Annotated in this window: 15 protein-coding genes; 12 read left to right on the forward strand and 3 right to left on the reverse strand. The window is 61.3% G+C overall.

The genetic code is table 11. From position 1 onward, the window contains the following. Positions 1 to 42 precede the first annotated feature (42 nt). Complete coding sequence (gene fadD2 / locus TMS3_RS13175) at positions 43 to 1,731, reverse strand: long-chain-fatty-acid--CoA ligase FadD2 (protein ID WP_025165745.1); 1,689 nt, start codon at positions 1,729 to 1,731, stop codon at positions 43 to 45. Positions 1,732 to 1,925: 194 nt separating this feature from the next. Here fadD2 and TMS3_RS13180 point away from each other — a divergent pair, with 194 nt between their 5' ends. From TMS3_RS13180 to TMS3_RS13210, 7 genes are all read left to right on the forward strand, one after another. Further along, entirely contained in the window at positions 1,926 to 2,888 is a 963-nt protein-coding gene (locus tag TMS3_RS13180; protein ID WP_025165746.1) for an alpha/beta hydrolase, read from the forward strand. Continuing rightward, positions 2,885 to 3,355 (forward strand): MaoC family dehydratase, encoded by a 471-nt coding sequence (locus tag TMS3_RS13185; protein WP_025165747.1) that lies wholly within the window; start codon positions 2,885 to 2,887, stop codon positions 3,353 to 3,355. Before TMS3_RS13180 ends, TMS3_RS13185 begins: the two co-directional genes overlap by 4 nt. A 108-nt stretch (positions 3,356 to 3,463) precedes the next feature. Beyond that, positions 3,464 to 3,970: a DUF1993 domain-containing protein gene (locus tag TMS3_RS13190; protein ID WP_025165748.1), complete on the forward strand. Its 507-nt coding sequence runs from the start codon at positions 3,464 to 3,466 to the stop codon at positions 3,968 to 3,970. A gap of 224 nt (positions 3,971 to 4,194) precedes the next feature. After that, positions 4,195 to 4,866: a TetR/AcrR family transcriptional regulator gene (locus TMS3_RS13195; protein ID WP_025165749.1), complete on the forward strand. Its 672-nt coding sequence runs from the start codon at positions 4,195 to 4,197 to the stop codon at positions 4,864 to 4,866. Then, the gene (locus TMS3_RS13200; protein ID WP_025165750.1) at positions 4,856 to 5,821 is read left to right on the forward strand and encodes an HlyD family secretion protein; all 966 of its coding nucleotides are present in this window, start codon (positions 4,856 to 4,858) and stop codon (positions 5,819 to 5,821) included. The genes TMS3_RS13195 and TMS3_RS13200 overlap by 11 nt, the downstream gene beginning before the upstream one ends. After that, positions 5,808 to 6,770, forward strand: a complete 963-nt coding sequence (locus tag TMS3_RS13205) for an ABC transporter ATP-binding protein (protein ID WP_029866334.1) — start codon at positions 5,808 to 5,810, stop codon at positions 6,768 to 6,770. Before TMS3_RS13200 ends, TMS3_RS13205 begins: the two co-directional genes overlap by 14 nt. Further along, positions 6,767 to 7,852 (forward strand): ABC transporter permease, encoded by a 1,086-nt coding sequence (locus TMS3_RS13210; protein WP_025165752.1) that lies wholly within the window; start codon positions 6,767 to 6,769, stop codon positions 7,850 to 7,852. Before TMS3_RS13205 ends, TMS3_RS13210 begins: the two co-directional genes overlap by 4 nt. A 75-nt stretch (positions 7,853 to 7,927) precedes the next feature. Here the strand turns inward: TMS3_RS13210 and nfuA are convergent, their stop codons facing one another. Then, entirely contained in the window at positions 7,928 to 8,512 is a 585-nt protein-coding gene (gene nfuA / locus TMS3_RS13215; RefSeq protein WP_025165753.1) for a Fe-S biogenesis protein NfuA, read from the reverse strand. A 143-nt stretch (positions 8,513 to 8,655) separates the two neighbouring features. Here nfuA and TMS3_RS13220 point away from each other — a divergent pair, with 143 nt between their 5' ends. Continuing rightward, positions 8,656 to 9,402, forward strand: a complete 747-nt coding sequence (locus TMS3_RS13220; RefSeq protein WP_025165754.1) for a DUF1223 domain-containing protein — start codon at positions 8,656 to 8,658, stop codon at positions 9,400 to 9,402. Between the two features lie 174 nt (positions 9,403 to 9,576). Continuing rightward, positions 9,577 to 9,993: a universal stress protein gene (locus tag TMS3_RS13225; RefSeq protein ID WP_025165755.1), complete on the forward strand. Its 417-nt coding sequence runs from the start codon at positions 9,577 to 9,579 to the stop codon at positions 9,991 to 9,993. Between the two features lie 64 nt (positions 9,994 to 10,057). On the opposite strand, the gene TMS3_RS13230 is transcribed toward TMS3_RS13225, so the two are convergent. Further along, positions 10,058 to 12,337 carry a fatty acid cis/trans isomerase gene (locus TMS3_RS13230; protein ID WP_025165756.1) on the reverse strand — a complete coding sequence of 760 codons (2,280 nt, stop codon included), beginning with the start codon at positions 12,335 to 12,337 and terminating at the stop codon, positions 10,058 to 10,060. A 171-nt stretch (positions 12,338 to 12,508) separates the two neighbouring features. Between TMS3_RS13230 and metH the strand changes: the two genes are divergently transcribed. The 3 genes from metH to TMS3_RS13245 all read left to right on the forward strand — a co-directional run bounded on the left by metH (position 12,509) and on the right by TMS3_RS13245 (position 17,699). Continuing rightward, entirely contained in the window at positions 12,509 to 16,225 is a 3,717-nt protein-coding gene (gene metH / locus TMS3_RS13235) for a methionine synthase (protein WP_025165757.1), read from the forward strand. A gap of 446 nt (positions 16,226 to 16,671) precedes the next feature. Beyond that, entirely contained in the window at positions 16,672 to 17,037 is a 366-nt protein-coding gene (locus TMS3_RS13240) for a RidA family protein (RefSeq protein WP_025165758.1), read from the forward strand. A gap of 221 nt (positions 17,038 to 17,258) precedes the next feature. Further along, entirely contained in the window at positions 17,259 to 17,699 is a 441-nt protein-coding gene (locus TMS3_RS13245) for a YtoQ family protein (RefSeq protein WP_025165759.1), read from the forward strand. Positions 17,700 to 17,761 lie beyond the last annotated feature (62 nt).

Raw genomic sequence — 17,761 nt, forward strand, 5'->3', positions numbered from 1 at the left:
CAGGGAAACGCGACGACGCCCAAGGCGTCGCAGCGATAGGACTCAGGCGATGTCGCGCAGCTCGCGGCGGAGGATCTTGCCCACCGGAGTCATCGGCAACGCATCCTTGAAGACGATGTGTTTGGGGACCTTGTAACCAGTGAAGTTTTCCTTGCAGTAGGCCTTCAGCTCCTCGACGCTGAGATCGCCATCGCGCGACACGACGAAGAGTTTGACCACCTCGCCGGATTTCTCATCCGGCACCCCGATCGCCGCGCAGCTGGCGACCTTGGGGTGAGCCATGACCACATCTTCGATCTCGTTGGGGTACACGTTGAAGCCGGAGACGATGATCATGTCCTTCTTGCGATCGACGATGCGCACGTAACCGTCCGGGTCGATCACCGCGACATCACCGCTCTTGAACCAGCCTTCGGCGTCCAGCACCTCGGCCGTGGCGTCCTCGCGCTGCCAATAGCCCTTCATTACTTGCGGACCTTTGATGCACAACTCGCCACGCTCGCCCAGCGCCTGCTCGTTGCCGTCATCGTCGATCACCTTGAATGCAGTACCCGGCACCGGGATACCCACCGTGCCCAGGCGTGCTTGAGCACCATAAGCGTTGGCACTGGCCACCGGCGAGGTTTCGGTGAGACCGTAGCCTTCTACCACCGTGCAGCCGGTGATGCTCTGCCAACGCTCGGCGGTCGCCTTGACCAGTGCGGTGCCGCCAGAGTTGGTGACTTTGAGGTTGGAGAAGTCCAGGTTCTTGAACTCGGGGTGGTCCATCAGCGCGACAAACAGGGTATTGAGACCCAGCAGTGCGGAGAACCGCCACTTGCCCAGCTCCTTGACGAAACCCGGAATGTCGCGCGGGTTGGTGATCAGCACACTGAGATTGCCGTTGACCATCATGCACATGCAGTTCGCGGTGAATGCATAGATATGGTACAGCGGCAGCGGCGCAATCATGATTTCCTGGCCCTGCTTCAGCAGCGGGGTACCGTCATCGCCCAACTGCGACAAGCAGGCATCGACCTGCAGCATGTTCGCCACCAGGTTGCCGTGGGTCAGCATCGCGCCCTTGGCAACCCCCGTGGTGCCGCCGGTATACTGCAGCACGGCGATGTCATCATGGCCGACTGTGAGCGCTTTAAGGTCGTGGCCATGGCCCTGCTTGAGCGCCTCCTTGAACGGCACCGCCTGCGGCAGATGGTAGTCCGGCACCATTTTCTTGACCTTCTTCACCACAGTGTTGACCAGCCAGCCTTTCAGGCTCGGCAACATGTCGCCCATGCGGGCTTCGATCAGGTAGTCAATTTCGGTATCCGGCAACACATCCTGCACCAGCTTGCCGAACATGTTCAGGTAGACCAGCGCGCGTACGCCGGCATCCTTGAACTGATGGCGCATCTCGCGAGCGGTGTACAGGGGATTGGTATTGACCACTATCAGGCCGGCGCGCATCGCCCCGAACACGGCAATCGGGTATTGCAGGACGTTGGGCATCTGCACGGCAATACGTTCGCCCGGCTGCAAATTGGTGTGCTTTTGCAGGTAGCCGGCGAAGGCGCCAGACAGGCGATCCAATTCGGCATAGGTCAGGGTCACGCCCATATTGCTGAAGGCCGGCCGATCGGCGAATTTCTTGCACGAGCGCTCGAACACCTCGACCACCGACTTGTAAGCCCCCAGGTCGATATCGTTGGGCACGCCGGCCGGGCGTTTGTCGTTCCAGAAATCAGGCAGCATTATTCTTATCCTCTTCCCCTGAAAGTATCAGCCCACATAAAAGTGGTTGTGGCGAACTTAGCAGCTCTGCAGCGGGGCGCAAATACTCGCTGAAGCGTCATTGACCGCGTGAATCTTCGTCCACGTCGTTCAGCTGAGACAAGGTCAGCCACTGGCTCTACAATGCCGCACTCTTGCCGGCCTAAGGACTTGCCATGCAGCATCATGCATTTTGGCTGAACAGCAGCGATGCGACGCCTATCTATGTGAACCGCTGGTTCGCCGAGCTGCCGCCGAAAGCGGTGGTCATGGTGGCCCACGGCATGGCCGAACACAGCGCCCGCTATGCGCGCCTGGGTGCGGCATTGGTGGCCGCCGGCTATGAATTGTATGCCCATGATCAACGCGGCCACGGGCAGACCGCCAACCATGGCACCCTCGGCCACTATGCCGACCAGGACGGCTGGGCTCGGGTGGTGGGCGACCTGGCCTGCCTCAATCACCATATTCGCCAACAGCATCCGCACGCGCCGATCTTTTTGCTCGGCCACAGCATGGGCAGCTACATCGCTCAGGCGTACCTGATGCACCATAGCTGCAGCTTGCAAGGGGCGATCCTCTCTGGCTCAAACTATCAGCCGCTGGCACTGTACCGCGCGGCGCGCCTGGTCGCCCGCTTCGAACGCTGGCGCCAGGGTCCGCTAGGCCGGAGCGCATTGATCGAGTTCCTCTCGTTCGGCTCGTTTAACAAGGCCTTCAAGCCCAATCGAAGCTCCTTCGACTGGCTCAGTCGCGATCCTGTGGAAGTCGACCAGTACGTCAACGATCCACTCTGCGGCTTCCGCTGCAGCAATCAGCTATGGCTCGACCTGCTCGGTGGTTTGCAACAGATCACCCCGGAACACAACCTCGCGCAGATCGACAGTCACCTGCCACTGCTGGTCATCGGCGGCGCCTGCGACCCGGTCAGCCAGGGTAAACGCTTGCAGGATTTGGCCAGCGCTTTGCGCCAGGCCGGCAGTAAACAGGTACAACTGCAAATTTACCCGGATGCCCGCCACGAACTGCTCAACGAGAGCAATCGCGACGAGGTCACCCGTTATTTGATCGACTGGCTGGAGCAGGCGTTGCGCCAGCCCCGCCAGCGCCACTCACAGCGTCAGGAGATTCATTCATGAGCCAAACCAGCAACACGCCCTACGAGGCCCTCGAAGTAGGCCAGACCGCCAGTTACAGCAAGACCGTCGAAGAACGCGACATCCAGCTGTTCGCCGCAGTATCCGGTGACCACAACCCGGTACACCTGGATGCCGAATACGCCGCCACCACCATGTTCAAGGAGCGCATCGCCCACGGCATGTTCAGCGGTGCGCTGATTAGCGCCGCAGTCGCCTGCGAACTGCCTGGCCCAGGCACCATCTACCTTGGCCAGCAAATGCGCTTCACCGCGCCAGTGAAGCTCGGCGACACCCTCACCGTGCGCCTGGAAATCCTGGAAAAACTGCCGAAATTCCGCGTGCGGGTCGCCACTCGGGTGTTCAACCAGAACGACGAGCTGGTAGTCGACGGTGAGGCGGAAATCCTTGCCCCGCGTAAAGCGCAGACCGTCGAACTGGCCGTGTTGCCGCCGATCACCATTGGCTAAGCATTCGCCGTCCTAGGGCAAGCGCAGCATGGGCTCAAGTCCGCTCTGCGCGCGGATTACCCAGCCCATACAGTCCAAGCAACACCCACCGCATCACTGGAGAACACCATGTCCCTGTCCATGTACCAAGCCTCGATTCCGGTCTTTACCCGCCAGCTGAACAACCTCTCGACCATCCTTGGCCTTGCCGCCGCCGACGCCGAAACCAGGAAGATCGATCCCAGCGTATTGCTCAATGCCCGCCTGGCGCCCGATATGTTCCCGCTGTGCCGTCAGGTACAAATCGCCTGCGATGGTGTAAAAGGTGGCGCCGCCCTGCTGGCCGGTATCGAATCACCGAGCCACGCCGATGACGAAACCAGCTTCGCCGAACTACAAGCGCGCATCGCCAAGACCCTGGCCTTCCTGCAAGGCATAAGTGCTGCGCAGATCGACGGCAGTGAGGAGCGCACCGTGACCCTCTCACGCCGCGGCAAGGACACTCACTTCAAGGGCCAGGCCTTCCTGCTCGATCACGTGATGCCCAACTTCTACTTCCACGTCACCACCGCCTACGCCATCCTGCGCCATAACGGTGTGGCAATCGGCAAGCGCGACTTCCTCGGCACTCGCTGAGTCCTTACTGGCACCGCGACTGGCCCAGGCCGGTCGCTTGCCCGCCAAGCCTGCATGCAAACACCCGGTGACAGACTCCCCCTCCCCCGTAATCCGTAATCCGTAATCCGTAATCCGTAATCCGTAATCCGTAATCCGTAATCCGTAATCCGTAATCCGTAAGGCCAGTTTCTGTAACAAAGTTCAGCTTGGCGTTTAATTAAATTTGAATTTAAATTTAATTTATGTCGACAAATAGAAAAGCACCCAGCTCGCCACCCTCCCGCACACCCGGACGCCCCGGCGGCGAGACCGCGGCGCAGCGCGAGCGCCTGCTCGACGCCGCCCTCAACGCCTTTTCCCATAAAGGCATCGCCGCCAGTAGCTTGCGCGGCATCGCCAGCGAGGCCGGCGTGACTCCTGCCCTGGTCAACTACTACTTCGGTAACAAGACAAAGCTGCTCGCCGCAGTCGTCGAAGAACGCCTGCTGCCATTGCTGATGAACCTCGCTCAGGGATTGCGTCAGGTCGGCGACCAACCCATCGAGCTCGTCGGTGGCTTTATCCAAGGCATGCGCCGGATCGTCCAGGCGCATCCGTGGCTACCGCCGCTGTGGGTGCGCGAGGTGCTGTGTGAAGGCGGTGGCCTGCGCGAATTGTTGATGAGCCGCGTCGCCCCCCTGATTCCGCACCTGTTGGCCGAGCGTTTCGCCGCTGCGCAACGGCGCGGCGCCCTCAACCCCGATCTCGAACCACGCCTGCTGGTGGTCTCGCTGATCGGCCTGACCCTCTTTCCTTATGCCGCCGCGCCGATTTGGCGCGGCCTGTTCGATGCCCCCGAGCTGGACGACGAGGCGCTGGCCCGCCACACCCTCGTCCTGCTCGAGCGCGGCCTGGAGGCTCCCCGTGCGACTTGAACACTGCCTGTTCAGCTTAGCCTTGCTACTCCTCTCTGGCTGTGAACAGCAAGCACCCGAGGTGTTACCCGGCACCCTGGAGTGGGATCGCCTGGCGTTGCCGGCCGAGGCTTCTGAGCCAGTATTGCGCTGGGCCGTGGCCGAAGGCGACAGGGTCGCTGCGGGCGCTTTGCTCGTGGAGCTCGACCCACGTCGGCTAGATGCCCGCGTGGCCCAGAGTCAAGCGGAGGTCGAACTGGCCAGCGCGCGGCTACGCGAGCTGAGCAACGGCGCTCGCCTGGAAAGTATCGAGGCCGCTCAGGCCGCACTGGAAAGCACCCGCGCAAGACTCATCGAGAGCGAACGCCAGTATCAGCGCATCGTCACCTTGCAGCGGCGCGACCTCGCCGCCCTGGCCGAGCTGGACCGGGCCCGTGCTACACGCGATCAGGCCCGCGCCGAGCAAAATAGTGCAGCGGCGCAACTGAGCGAGCTGACCAATGGCACCCGTCCGGAACAGCTCGAACAGGCCAGTGCCGCCTTGGTCAGCGCGCGTGCCGCGCTGCACCTGCAACAACTCAACCGCCAGCGCCTGAGCGTCCGCGCGCCTCGCGCCGGACGGGTCGATGCGCTGCCTTTCAAGCCCGGCGATCAACCACCGCAAGGCGCCACAGTAGCCAGCCTATTGGTCGGCGAGGCGCCCTATGCGCGGGTCTATGTGCCGGCCTCTCAGCGCACCGGACTGGCCATCGGCGACCGCTTGCAAGTACGCGTCGAGGGCATCGAACAGCCCTTTAACGCGCATGTGCGCAGCATCGCCAGTGAAGCCAGCTTCACCCCCTATTTCGCCCTGGTCGGCGACGATGCCAGCCGCCTGACCTACCGCGCCGAACTGTTGCTGGAAGGCTCTGCGGCGAAGAAACTGCCGGCCGGGTTGCCGCTGCGCGCCGAGCGGATTGACGATGAACAGCGCTGAAACGGTGATCCAGGCCCGCGGCCTGAGCAAGCGTTTCGGCGACCTGACTGCGGTCGACAGCCTCAACCTGACCGTCCGCCGCGCCGAGGTATTCGGTTTTCTCGGGCCCAATGGCTGCGGCAAATCCACCACCATCCGCATGCTCTGCGGCTTGTTGCTGCCCAGCGCCGGCAGCATTGAGGTGCTCGGTTATCAGATCCCCCGCGATGCCGAGGCGCTGAAACGGCGCATCGGCTATATGACGCAGAAATTCTCTCTGTATGACGACCTCAGTGTTGGCGAGAACCTGGAGTTTCTCGCGGCTGTGCAAGGGCTGGACCGGCAGCAGGCGCGCCAGCGTATCGCCGAACTACTGGAGCGTTACTGGCTGGCCGATCGCCGGCGGCAACTGGCCGGCACCCTCAGTGGCGGACAGAAACAGCGCCTGGCCCTGGCCGGCGCTGTGCTGCACAAACCGGATCTGTTGCTGCTGGATGAGCCGACCAGCGCGGTCGACCCGCAATCGCGCCGTGAATTCTGGGACTCGCTGTTCGAGCTGGCCGATAGTGGCACCACCCTGTTGGTCTCCACCCACTATATGGACGAGGCCGAGCGTTGTACGCGCCTGGGCATCCTCGACCAGGGCCGCCTGGTCGCCGACGGCAGCCCCAGCGAGTTGATGGTGGCGCTGCCAGGCAGCCCACTGCTGGTCGAATGCGCTCAGCCGCGCCAGGCTCAGCAGGCGTTACAAGGCACCCCCGGGGTGCTCGCTCTTACCCAGATTGGCAATTCGCTGCGCGTACTGGCAGCCCCCGTGCAGGCCAACGACGCGGCAGCGGTCGAACTGATCCAGCAACGCCTGCGCAATGCTGGCATTCAAGCGCAAGTGGCTACGACCACGGCCAATCTGGAGGACGTCTTCGTCAGCGCCACCCAACGCCCACCCCATTCCTCCGGGGAACACCCATGAACCTGCGTCGGCTCGGTTCGATCGTGCTCAAGGAGCTGCGCCAGCTGCGGCGTGACCGCCTGACCTTCGCCATGATCATCGGCATTCCAACCCTGCAGCTGGTGCTGTTCGGTTACGCCATCAATATGGATGTGCGCCACCTCGACGCCGCTGTGCTCGATCAGGCCAATAGCGCCCGCTCGCGAGAGGTGATCGCCGAGCTGGGTGCCAGCCAGGTGCTCAACCTGCGCTACCAACTGAGCAGCCCGGAAGAACTGAACACCTTGTTGCGCCAAGGCAAGATCAGCGCCGCACTGGTGGTGCCGAGTGATTTCGAGACACGCCTGGAACGCAACGAACGTTCGGTGTTACAGATCGTCGTCGATGGTTCCGATCAGGTTGTACAGGCCTCGGCCCGCCAGCTGGCAGGCTTCCCGCTACCGGGCAGCGACAGAAATCGCAGCGGACGGATCGAAGTGCTCAACCTGTACAACCCGCAGCGGCTGGCCCCGGTCAATACCGTGCCGGGGCTGATCGGCGTGATCCTGACCATGACCATGGTGCTGTTCACCGCCACCGCCCTAGTGCGCGAGCGCGAACACGGCAACCTGGAGATGCTGATCGCCACCCCGGTGTCGCCCTGGGAACTGACCCTGGGCAAGCTCCTGCCCTTCGCTGCCATCGGCCTGGTACAGGTCAGCGTGGTGTTACTGCTCGGCAAGCTGCTGTTCGCCGTCCCCCTGCGCGGTTCGCTAAGCGAGTTGTACCTGGCATCACTGGTGTTTATCTGCGCCAGCCTGGCGCTCGGGGTATTTATCTCGACCCTGGCGCGCAGCCAGTTTCAGGCGATGCAGATGGCCTTCTTCACCTTTCTGCCGCAGATTCTGCTGTCCGGTTTCATGTTTCCATTTGCCGGCATGCCGAAAGCCGCGCAGTGGCTGGCCGAACTCCTGCCGCTGACGCATTTTCTGCGCCTGGTGCGCGGCATCATGCTGCGCGGCGCTGGGCTCGCCGAACTCTGGCCGGCACTGGCTGCCCTGCTGCTGTTCACCCTGCTGATGCTTGGCGTGGCGGTGACCCGCGTGCACAAGCGCCTAGATTGAACGCCCCAAGCGCGGCGATCTTCGGCACAACAAAAAAGGCGCCCCATGGGACGCCTTTTTTTGTTGTCACTCGCCTCAGTAGTAGGCGTTTTCCTTGTTGCTGTGATCGGTCACATCACGCACGCCTTTCAGCTCGGGAATGCGCTCCAGCAAGGTTTTTTCGATGCCTTCCTTGAGGGTCAGGTCGACCTGGCCACAGCCTTGGCAACCGCCGCCGAACTTGAGGACCGCGATCCCGTCATCGACCACATCGATCAGGCTGACCTCGCCACCATGACTGGCCAGACCGGGATTGATCTCGGTTTGCAGGTAGTAGCTGATGCGCTCGTTGAGCGGGCTGTCTTCGTTGACCATTGGCACTTTGGCATTCGGTGCCTTGATGGTCAGCTGCCCACCCATACGGTCGGTGGCATAGTCGACCACGGCGTCGTCCAGAAACGGCTCGCTGACGGCATCGATATAAGCGGTGAAACTGGCCAGGGCCAGCGGGGTATCTTCGGGCTTCTGCTCGCCCGGCTTGCAGTAGGCGATGCAGGTCTCGGCGTACTGGGTGCCCGGCTGGGTGATGAAAACGCGAATGCCGATGCCGGTGGTGTTCTGCTTGCTCAGCAGATCAGCCAGATAGTCGTGGGCAGCGTCGGTAATGGTAATAGTGCTCATGGCAACTCCTCGCAAACATTGGCCAAGTGTACGCCAACCTCCCCGCCGCGATAAAGCTTGAGTGTTTCGCTCAAGTAAAGCGTCTTGTAACAAGTGCCGGTATGGCGAGTCCACAGACTGTGTACCTGCGGGAGTGACCGGAGATGAAACCCATAGTGTCGGCTTGCATCGCGACGCTGCTGCTCTGCCCCCTGGCCCAGGCGCAGAGCAACATGAGCGTCAGCAGCGGCGTCACGACCACCCCGATGCTCGAGCTCTTCACCTCCCAGGGCTGCAGCTCTTGCCCGCCCGCCGAACGCTGGATGTCTGAACTGAAGGACCACCCCGCACTCTGGACAGGTCTCATTCCCCTCGCCTTCCATGTCGATTACTGGGACAGCCTGGGTTGGCCGGACCCTTTCGCCAACCCAGGCTTCAGTGCACGCCAGCGGGCGTATAACCGGATAGGGGCCAGCCGCGCGGTATATACCCCCGGTTTCATGCTGGCGGGGCGCGAGTGGCGCGGCTGGTTCCAGCGACAGCCACTCAAGCTGACGAATGCAGCGGCCGTGGGCAAACTGACCCTGGACCTGGACGGCGACAGGGTACGTTTGACTTTCGTTGCCAATCAGCCCCTGCCCGAGGGCATGACTGCCCATGTCGCCCGCCTCGGTTTCGGCCTGCGCAGCAAAGTAACCCGTGGCGAAAATGCCGGGCAAACCCTCGAACATGACTTCGTAGTACTCAGCCTGCAGCAAATCGGCGCCAACTCAGCAAACCAGTGGCAAACGCAGTTGCAGGCTGACTCGCGCGGCGAGCGTCAGGCACTGGTCGCCTGGCTGAGTAGCCCAGGCCAGCCGCAACCCTATCAAGCGGTAGCTGGATGGCTGCCAGGTTCCGCCGGCGATTGACAGCGACTAAGGGCTGAGCTGGCGGACTGCATCATTAGCCGTGCTGCATAGTCAGGGCGTCCTCTCGGCTGCCATGCGCAACCATCAGACCCCAGCCTCACCGACCTTCTACAATACCTTGAGGAGAGCCCAGACTATTGAACGTAGCGCCCATCCGAACGTGGAGGTGGAGTGATGTACCAGCAAATCATGATTCCTGTTGATCTGGCCCATATAGAGCGTCTGGAAAAGGCCCTGAAAACCGGCGCAGACCTGGCCAAGCTGTATGACATACCGGTTTGCTATATCGGTGTTTCGGGCAACGCGCCCAGTGAGGTTGCGCATAACCCCAACGAATACACCACCAAACTGCAGCAATTCGGCAAGGCCCAGGCAGACAAGTACGGACTGAACAAGGTCAGCACCGCAGCCTACTTCAGCCATGACCCGGCCATAGACCTGGATGACACCCTGCTGAGAGCGGCGAAGGAGCACGCAGCGGACCTGGTGGTAATGGCCTCCCATGTGCCCGGTCTGGCCGAACACCTGTTCGCCTCCAATGCCGGGGCTTTCGCCAGCAGCGCCACTGCCTCCGTGCTGGTGGTGCGTTAAGGCCAGAGCCTGGGCTCACAACAAGGTGCTGCCCGGCCAATACTGAGGTATGCAGCGCCGGCCTTTACAGGTTCTCGTAGCGGTTCATATCCAGCACACCGGCCTCGCTGGGTTCGGTCTCGCGGATATAGGCGGACAGGTCGTGGAAGTAGCGCCAAAACTCGGGATGGCTGCGGCGGACACCCCAACGCTCGACGATTTTCTCGAAAGTCTTGGCATCGCGCACCTGCTCCAGCGCGCCGACAAACTCGGGCACCTCGGCTGCGGCGAGGCTGAAGATGAAGTTGGGGTAACTGCTCAACACCCCCGGATAGACAGTCAACGTATCCAGTTTCGGCTGGTAGCGCAGCGCCTCACCGAGCATAAACGCCACGTTGCTGTGCGCGCGGTTACGCAACAGGCTGTAGACCTCACGCTGACCATCGGCCAGCTCGACGCGCAGCACAGTGGCTTCAGGCAGCTGCTTGATCACCTTGAGCGCGCCCGCCGGTTTATTGGCCAGGCGACTCAATGCCTGTTCGGCTGTTTGCAGCTCCGGGGACAGGCCATCGCGATGGCACTTAGCGCCGCGGCAACGGTTGATCGGATCGGGCCGTGCATTGAGCGCGGCATAGCGCGCCAGCATCGCCTCGACAAAACTACGCTGCGGGTCTGGGCCGATCAGATTCAGCGCACTGGGGCTGTCGCTGTCGATACCCTGGTAATCCAGCCACATCTTCAGCTTGCCACTGTTCTGGTACCAGTCATCGAGAATCGCCTGGCGCGAGTCGGCCGGCATCAGGCGCAGAAAGTTCTGCTCGGCGCCGTTGCGGATCAGGTCGAAATACAGGCGGGTCTGCGCCTGATGAGACACATTGCCGTACACATCGAAGTTCACCACCAGTTGGTAGTAGGTGCGTTCCAGCAGCGGGTAGTCCATCCACCAGAGGGTCTGCGGGATCTCACCGATCAAACCTTTACGCACCGAAGCACTGTCATGCTGGCGGAAGATCGACAGCAGCGCGTTGTCGTTACCAGTCCAGATATGCGACCAACTCGGCGCTGGCGCGTCGGCATAGCTGTGCATGCGCAGCGCCTCGTAGTCGTTGCGCTTGTCGCGATAACTGCGCCATAAGCCAAGCAAGTCACCGATATCATCGAACTGGCCGGGCATGGCCAGCAAGGGCGTGGCTGCGGTGCGGTATTTGGCATCTTTCAGATATAGATCGTGTTGCGGGTCCTGGAAAAGCACCCAGAAATTATCGCGAATCACGTCGGTAGCGATCTGCCCGCGGCACACAGGCCCACGAATAAAGGTGCGCACGAAGTATTCGGCATCATCCAACATGAACTGGTAGCGCGCCTGCGGCGGAATCGCGGCAAAGGTCTCGAAGGGGTTGGCTCGGCGATGAGCGCCATAGCCGGGCACCGCATCGACTTGCCAATCGTCCGCGAAGAACAGTTCATGCACCCGCGCCAGCTTGCGCTCACTGAGCGGATAGGTGATGTGGGTCTTGTGCACGATGACGTCCTGAATCGGCGCCAGGCGGTAATAGAACTCGGTGCCGGGGTCGTCGTTGGGCCTGCGCGTGGCAATCGGGTCGACCGGCTTGCCACTCGGCGTGCGCGAGCGCTGCAACTGGAAGAAGTGCCCAGGGTCGCCACCCTTGAAGTAAAAGTGCGCAAGAAACAGGTGCTCGTACAACCAGCGTGAAACCAGTGCCTGACGAGCCCCCGGGGCATTCAACATGTGCTCCCAGGCGGTGACTTGTTTAGCCTCGACCGCACTCGCCTGCAATGCTGGCTGATCCACCGGCGCGCCCTCGGCCAGCCAGCGCTGCAGGGTCTGATACGCCTGTTCGCTCAGCCCCGTGACCGCGAAAGGCATACCGACTTGCGGGTTCTTCTTGGCGAAGGCGTCGAACTCATCCGGCAGCGGGCATTGATTACTGCGGCGAATACCGATAGCCAGGTCGTCCGGCAGTTTGGCATTGGCGGCTAGCGGCGTATCGTGGCCCAGTTCGAGCATGCGTGCCATCAACGCCGCCTGGCTGCCCTGCTGATCCAGCACCGAGAAAAACTCCTTGCGACGCCAGGCGGCTGCGCCATGGGCATCGATAAACAGGCGCGTGGTCGCCTGCGCCTCGGTGCGGATGCCATCGTACACCGGCAGTTTGTTGGCCCCACGCTCGACGCCTGCGCCGCTGCCCAGGTTGAGCTGGCAGGGTGAGTCGTAGCAGGCGTGGCAGGCTACACAATTGTGGGTAAAGATCGGCTGTATCTCGCGGCTATAGGACACCGGCTCGGCCGCCAGTAGCGGGCCGAGCAACAACAAGCAAGCGCCAAACAGTGCGCGAAACGCCATGAGCCTTCTTCCTAAAGGGTATGGAGGTGAATTCTAACTGGCGAGCAGGGACTAAAGCGAACCGCCCAAACATGAGACAAATTCATGTAAACACCCTGCCTGCTACAAATCCACGCAGCTTTGTTATCATTGCGCCCTCTCTGTTTCAGCTTTGCTCAGGTAGTTCCGTCCATGTCGCTTTCCGATCGCAGTGCCCGCCTCCATGCTCTCCAGCAAGCCCTTCAGGAACGCATCCTGATCCTCGATGGTGGCATGGGCACCATGATCCAGAGCTACCGGCTGGAGGAAGAGGATTACCGCGGCGCGCGCTTCGCCGACTGGCCGAGTGATGTCAAAGGCAACAACGACCTGCTGATTCTCAGCCGCCCGGACGTAATCGGCGCCATCGAGAAGGCCTACCTGGATGCCGGTGCCGACATCCTCGAGACCAACACCTTCAACGCCACCCGCGTATCCCAGGCCGACTACGGCATGGAAGAGCTGGCCTATGAGCTGAACGTCGAAGGCGCGCGCCTGGCGCGTCAGGTGGCCGACGCCAAGACCGCCGAGACCCCTGAGCGTCCGCGCTTCGTCGCCGGCGTACTGGGTCCGACCAGCCGCACCTGCTCGATCTCACCGGACGTCAACAACCCCGGCTACCGCAACGTCACCTTCGACGTGCTGGTGGAGAACTACACCGAGGCGACCCGTGGTCTGATCGAGGGCGGCGCCGATCTGATCCTGATCGAGACCATCTTCGATACGCTCAATGCCAAGGCGGCGATCTTCGCCGTGCAGGAAGTCTTCGAGCAGCTCGGCGTCGAATTGCCGATCATGATCTCCGGCACCATCACCGACGCCTCCGGCCGCACCCTCTCCGGGCAGACCACCGAGGCGTTCTGGAACTCGGTGCGCCACGCCAAGCCGATCTCCGTGGGCCTCAACTGCGCCCTCGGCGCCAAGGACCTGCGTCCGTACCTGGAAGAGCTCTCTGGCAAGGCCGAGACCCACGTCTCTGCCCACCCCAACGCCGGCCTGCCGAACGCCTTCGGCGAGTACGACGAAACACCGGCGGAGATGGCCGAGGTGGTCGAAGAGTTCGCCGCCTCGGGCTTCCTCAACATCGTCGGCGGTTGCTGCGGCACCACGCCTGCGCATATCCAGGCGATCGCCGAGGCCGTGGCCAAGTACCCGCCGCGCGCCATTCCGGACATCCCCAAGGCCTGTCGCCTGTCCGGCCTGGAACCCTTCACCATCGACCGCAACTCGCTGTTCATCAACGTCGGCGAGCGCACCAACATCACCGGTTCGGCCAAGTTCGCCCGGCTGATCCGTGAGGACAACTACACCGAGGCCCTGGAAGTCGCCCTGCAACAGGTCGAAGCCGGCGCCCAGGTGATCGACATCAACATGGACGAGGGCATGCTGGATTCACAGAAGGCCATGGTCACCTTCTTGAATCTGATCGCCGGCGAGCCGGACATCTCCCGCGTGCCAATCATGATCGACTCCTCCAAGTGGGAGGTGATCGAAGCCGGCCTCAAGTGCATCCAGGGCAAGGGCATCGTCAACTCGATCTCGATGAAGGAAGGTGTCGAGCAGTTCAAGCACCACGCCAAACTGTGCAAGCGCTATGGCGCTGCCGTGGTGGTGATGGCCTTCGACGAAGCCGGCCAGGCCGACACCGCCGCGCGCAAGCGCGAGATCTGCCAGCGCAGCTACGACATTCTGGTCGACGAAGTCGGCTTCCCACCGGAAGACATCATCTTCGACCCGAACATCTTCGCCATCGCCACCGGCATCGAGGAACACAACAACTACGCCGTGGACTTTATCGAAGCCTGCGCCTATATCCGCGACAACCTGCCCTACGCCCTGACCTCGGGCGGTGTGTCCAACGTGTCGTTCTCCTTCCGCGGCAACAACCCGGTGCGTGAGGCTATCCACTCGGTGTTCTTGTACTACGCGATCCAGAACGGCCTGACCATGGGCATCGTCAACGCCGGCCAGCTGGAAATCTACGATGAAATCCCCCCAAAGCTGCGCGACGCGGTCGAGGATGTGGTGCTCAACCGCACCGCCAATGGCACAGACGCGCTACTGGCCATCGCCGACGAATTCAAGGGCGACGGCAGCATCAAGGAAGCCGAAACCGAAGAGTGGCGCGGCTGGGATGTGGTTGAGCGCCTCAAGCACGCCCTGGTCAAGGGCATCACCACCAACATCGTCGAAGATACCGAGGAATGCCGTCAGCAGTGCGCGCGCCCCATCGAAGTCATCGAAGGCCCACTGATGGCCGGAATGAACGTGGTAGGCGACCTGTTCGGTTCGGGCAAGATGTTCCTGCCCCAGGTGGTCAAATCCGCCCGGGTGATGAAGCAGGCCGTTGCCCACCTGATCCCCTTTATCGAAGCCGAGAAAGGCGACAAGCCGGAAGCCAAGGGCAAGATCCTCATGGCCACGGTCAAGGGCGATGTCCATGACATCGGCAAGAACATCGTCGGCGTGGTGCTGGGCTGTAACGGCTACGACATCGTCGACCTCGGCGTGATGGTGCCGGCCGAGAAGATCCTGCAGACCGCCATCGCCGAGAAGTGCGACATTATTGGCCTATCCGGGCTGATCACCCCATCGCTGGATGAAATGGTCCACGTCGCCCGCGAGATGCAGCGCCAGGGTTTCAACCTGCCGTTGATGATCGGTGGCGCCACCACCTCGAAAGCCCACACCGCGGTGAAGATCGAGCCGAAATACCAGAACGATGCGGTGGTCTACGTCACCGATGCCTCGCGCGCGGTCGGCGTAGCCACCCAGCTGCTGTCCAAGGAACTGAAAGCCGACTTCGTCGAGAAGACCCGCCTGGACTACATCGAAGTGCGCGAGCGCACCGCCAACCGCAGCGCCCGCACCGAGCGTTTGAGCTACGCCGCCTCCGTCGCCAAGAAGCCGAAGTTCGACTGGGCCAGCTACCAGCCGCCGGTGCCGACCTTTACCGGGACCAAGGTGCTGGAGGATATCGACCTCAAGGTTCTGGCCGAATTCATCGACTGGACGCCCTTCTTTATCTCCTGGGACCTGGCCGGCAAATACCCGCGTATCCTCACTGACGAAGTGGTCGGCGAAGCGGCGACCTCGCTGTTCAACGATGCCCAGGAAATGCTCGCCAAGCTGATCGATGAAAAACTCATCAGCGCCCGCGCCGTACTGGGCTTCTGGCCGGCCAACCAGGTGCAGGACGATGACCTGCAACTGTACGACGCCGACGGCCAGCCGCTGGCCAAGCTGCACCACCTGCGTCAGCAGACGATCAAGCCGGACGGCAAACCGAACTTCTCCCTGGCCGACTTCGTCGCACCCAAGAGCAGCGGCCTGACCGACTACGTCGGCGGCTTCATCACCACCGCCGGCATCGGCGCCGAAGAAGTGGCCAAGGCCTATCAGAACGCCGGCGACGACTACAACTCGATCATGGTCAAAGCCCTGGCCGACCGCCTCGCCGAGGCCTGCGCCGAATGGCTGCACCAACAGGTGCGCACGAACTACTGGGGCTATGACAAGGACGAAGCCCTGAGCAACGAGGAGCTGATCAAAGAGCAGTACAAAGGCATCCGCCCTGCCCCCGGCTACCCCGCCTGCCCGGACCACACCGAGAAAGGCACCCTGTTCGACCTGCTCGACCCGGCCGCTGAAGAAGGCAAGCCAGGCCGCAGCGGCGTATTCCTCACCGACCACTACGCCATGTTCCCCGCCGCCTCGGTCAGCGGCTGGTACTTCGCCCACCCACAGGCGCAGTACTTCGCGGTCGGCAAAATCGACAAGGACCAGGTCGACAGCTACACCAAGCGCAAGGGCCAGGACCTGGCGGTCAGCGAACGCTGGCTGGCGCCGAATCTGGGCTACGACAACTGAGTTAAGCCCTGCCAAACGACAAGGCCCGCGCATGCGGGCCTTGTCGTTTCACTACGGGTTGAACGGGCCGCGGCGCAAAGGCATAGTCATTGACCGCGGCTCATCGCCGACAGGCAGGAAAAGGACTTACCGCGCGTGCGGTACAACGCCCCGATGTCGTTCCACGTCATTGGTTCTGGCGGCTCATGAATAATGTGAGCGCCCGAGCGTATCTTAAAAATTCGTATGCGCCCGTTACTTAACAAGGAGTGCTCCCTTGAGCGGCAGGAATCGCGGGCAATTGTCATACAACAAGCGGCATATGGACGCTTCGCGCAAGTGGTGAGAAACGCCCTTCCAGCCCTGCCGTCATATGTAAATTAAATATCTTACATAACTAAATTTCGCCAACCGACGCGCCTTGGCAGAGGCTAACGGCAAATAACATAATCAAAGGAGTCATATTTATGAAAATTCATCGTATCAACCCGACAAAACGCTGGTCTGATATCACCGTATTCAACGGTATCGCGCACTTTGTCGAAATAGCCGACTCGGATACTAAAGCCGACATCAGGGGGCAAGTTGAACAGATCTTTGCTCAGGCCGAGCAGTCTCTGGCAAAAATCAACAGCGACAAGCGTCGTATCTTATCGACGACCATTTACCTCACAGACTTTGCCAACCTAGCGGCGCTGAACGAGCTATGGGACGCTTGGTTTGAGGAAGGCACAGCGCCAAGCCGTGCATGCGTCAAAGCAGAACTGGCCAATCCCGATTATTTAGTCGAGATGACCTTTGTTGCTGCGGCCGGCGATGACTATATAGCGTAACCCGCAGGATGGCTTGAGCGCAGCGACACCCACCACCGGCAACCAGCAAAGTCTGTTGGGTATAGCCGCGTTCAACACCGACCTACGCACATTGTCCGCTAGAACCAAAGAGGTTGGTGTTATTTAAATCAGCGCCAGCCGATTCAAAAATCAGCCTCATCCTTTAGATCTATATTTATGAAAACCATCCCATCAACAACCACTAGAAAGAGGACACCCGTATGTTAACCGTGTACTTATCCGGTGAGATCCATACCGACTGGCGCCAACAAATCATGCATGGCGCAGCCGCGCTGGATTTACCGATCACCTTCACTTCGGCCGTGACCGACCATGAGACCAGCGATGCCGCCGGCGACGTGCTGGGCCAGGAAAGCCAGCCGTTCTGGCGCGATCACAAATCCGCCAAGGTCAATGCGATCCGCACCAAGACCCTGCTGGAGAAATGCGATGTGGCCGTCATCCGTTTCGGCGATAAATACAAGCAGTGGAATGCGGCCTTCGATGCCGGTTACTGCGCGGCCTTAGGCAAGCCGTATATCACCCTGCACGCCGAAGACCTCATCCATCCGCTCAAAGAGGTCGATGGTTCGGCAATGGCCTGGGCGCAAACAGCGGAACAGGTGGTCGAAGTACTGAAATACATCACCAGCAAGCAGTAAAAAGCCAAAGGCGTGGCGTTAAACAGACGGATCGCCGGCCAGTATTTGACTGCTGGCACGAG

The sequence above is a fragment of the Pseudomonas taeanensis MS-3 genome (genome assembly GCF_000498575.2).
Classification (GTDB): domain Bacteria; phylum Pseudomonadota; class Gammaproteobacteria; order Pseudomonadales; family Pseudomonadaceae; genus Aquipseudomonas; species Aquipseudomonas taeanensis.

Bases quoted from the DNA above. Each gene is read 5' to 3' on its own strand.
- fadD2 (WP_025165745.1), bottom strand. From the start codon at position 1,731: ATGCTGCCTGATTTCTGGAACGACAAACGCCCGGCCGGCGTGCCCAAC.
- TMS3_RS13180 (WP_025165746.1), top strand. From the start codon at position 1,926: ATGCAGCATCATGCATTTTGGCTGAACAGCAGCGATGCGACGCCTATC.
- TMS3_RS13185 (WP_025165747.1), top strand. From the start codon at position 2,885: ATGAGCCAAACCAGCAACACGCCCTACGAGGCCCTCGAAGTAGGCCAG.
- TMS3_RS13190 (WP_025165748.1), top strand. From the start codon at position 3,464: ATGTCCCTGTCCATGTACCAAGCCTCGATTCCGGTCTTTACCCGCCAG.
- TMS3_RS13195 (WP_025165749.1), top strand. From the start codon at position 4,195: ATGTCGACAAATAGAAAAGCACCCAGCTCGCCACCCTCCCGCACACCC.
- TMS3_RS13205 (WP_029866334.1), top strand. From the start codon at position 5,808: ATGAACAGCGCTGAAACGGTGATCCAGGCCCGCGGCCTGAGCAAGCGT.
- TMS3_RS13210 (WP_025165752.1), top strand. From the start codon at position 6,767: ATGAACCTGCGTCGGCTCGGTTCGATCGTGCTCAAGGAGCTGCGCCAG.
- nfuA (WP_025165753.1), bottom strand. From the start codon at position 8,512: ATGAGCACTATTACCATTACCGACGCTGCCCACGACTATCTGGCTGAT.
- TMS3_RS13220 (WP_025165754.1), top strand. From the start codon at position 8,656: ATGAAACCCATAGTGTCGGCTTGCATCGCGACGCTGCTGCTCTGCCCC.
- TMS3_RS13225 (WP_025165755.1), top strand. From the start codon at position 9,577: ATGTACCAGCAAATCATGATTCCTGTTGATCTGGCCCATATAGAGCGT.
- TMS3_RS13230 (WP_025165756.1), bottom strand. From the start codon at position 12,337: ATGGCGTTTCGCGCACTGTTTGGCGCTTGCTTGTTGTTGCTCGGCCCG.
- metH (WP_025165757.1), top strand. From the start codon at position 12,509: ATGTCGCTTTCCGATCGCAGTGCCCGCCTCCATGCTCTCCAGCAAGCC.
- TMS3_RS13240 (WP_025165758.1), top strand. From the start codon at position 16,672: ATGAAAATTCATCGTATCAACCCGACAAAACGCTGGTCTGATATCACC.
- TMS3_RS13245 (WP_025165759.1), top strand. From the start codon at position 17,259: ATGTTAACCGTGTACTTATCCGGTGAGATCCATACCGACTGGCGCCAA.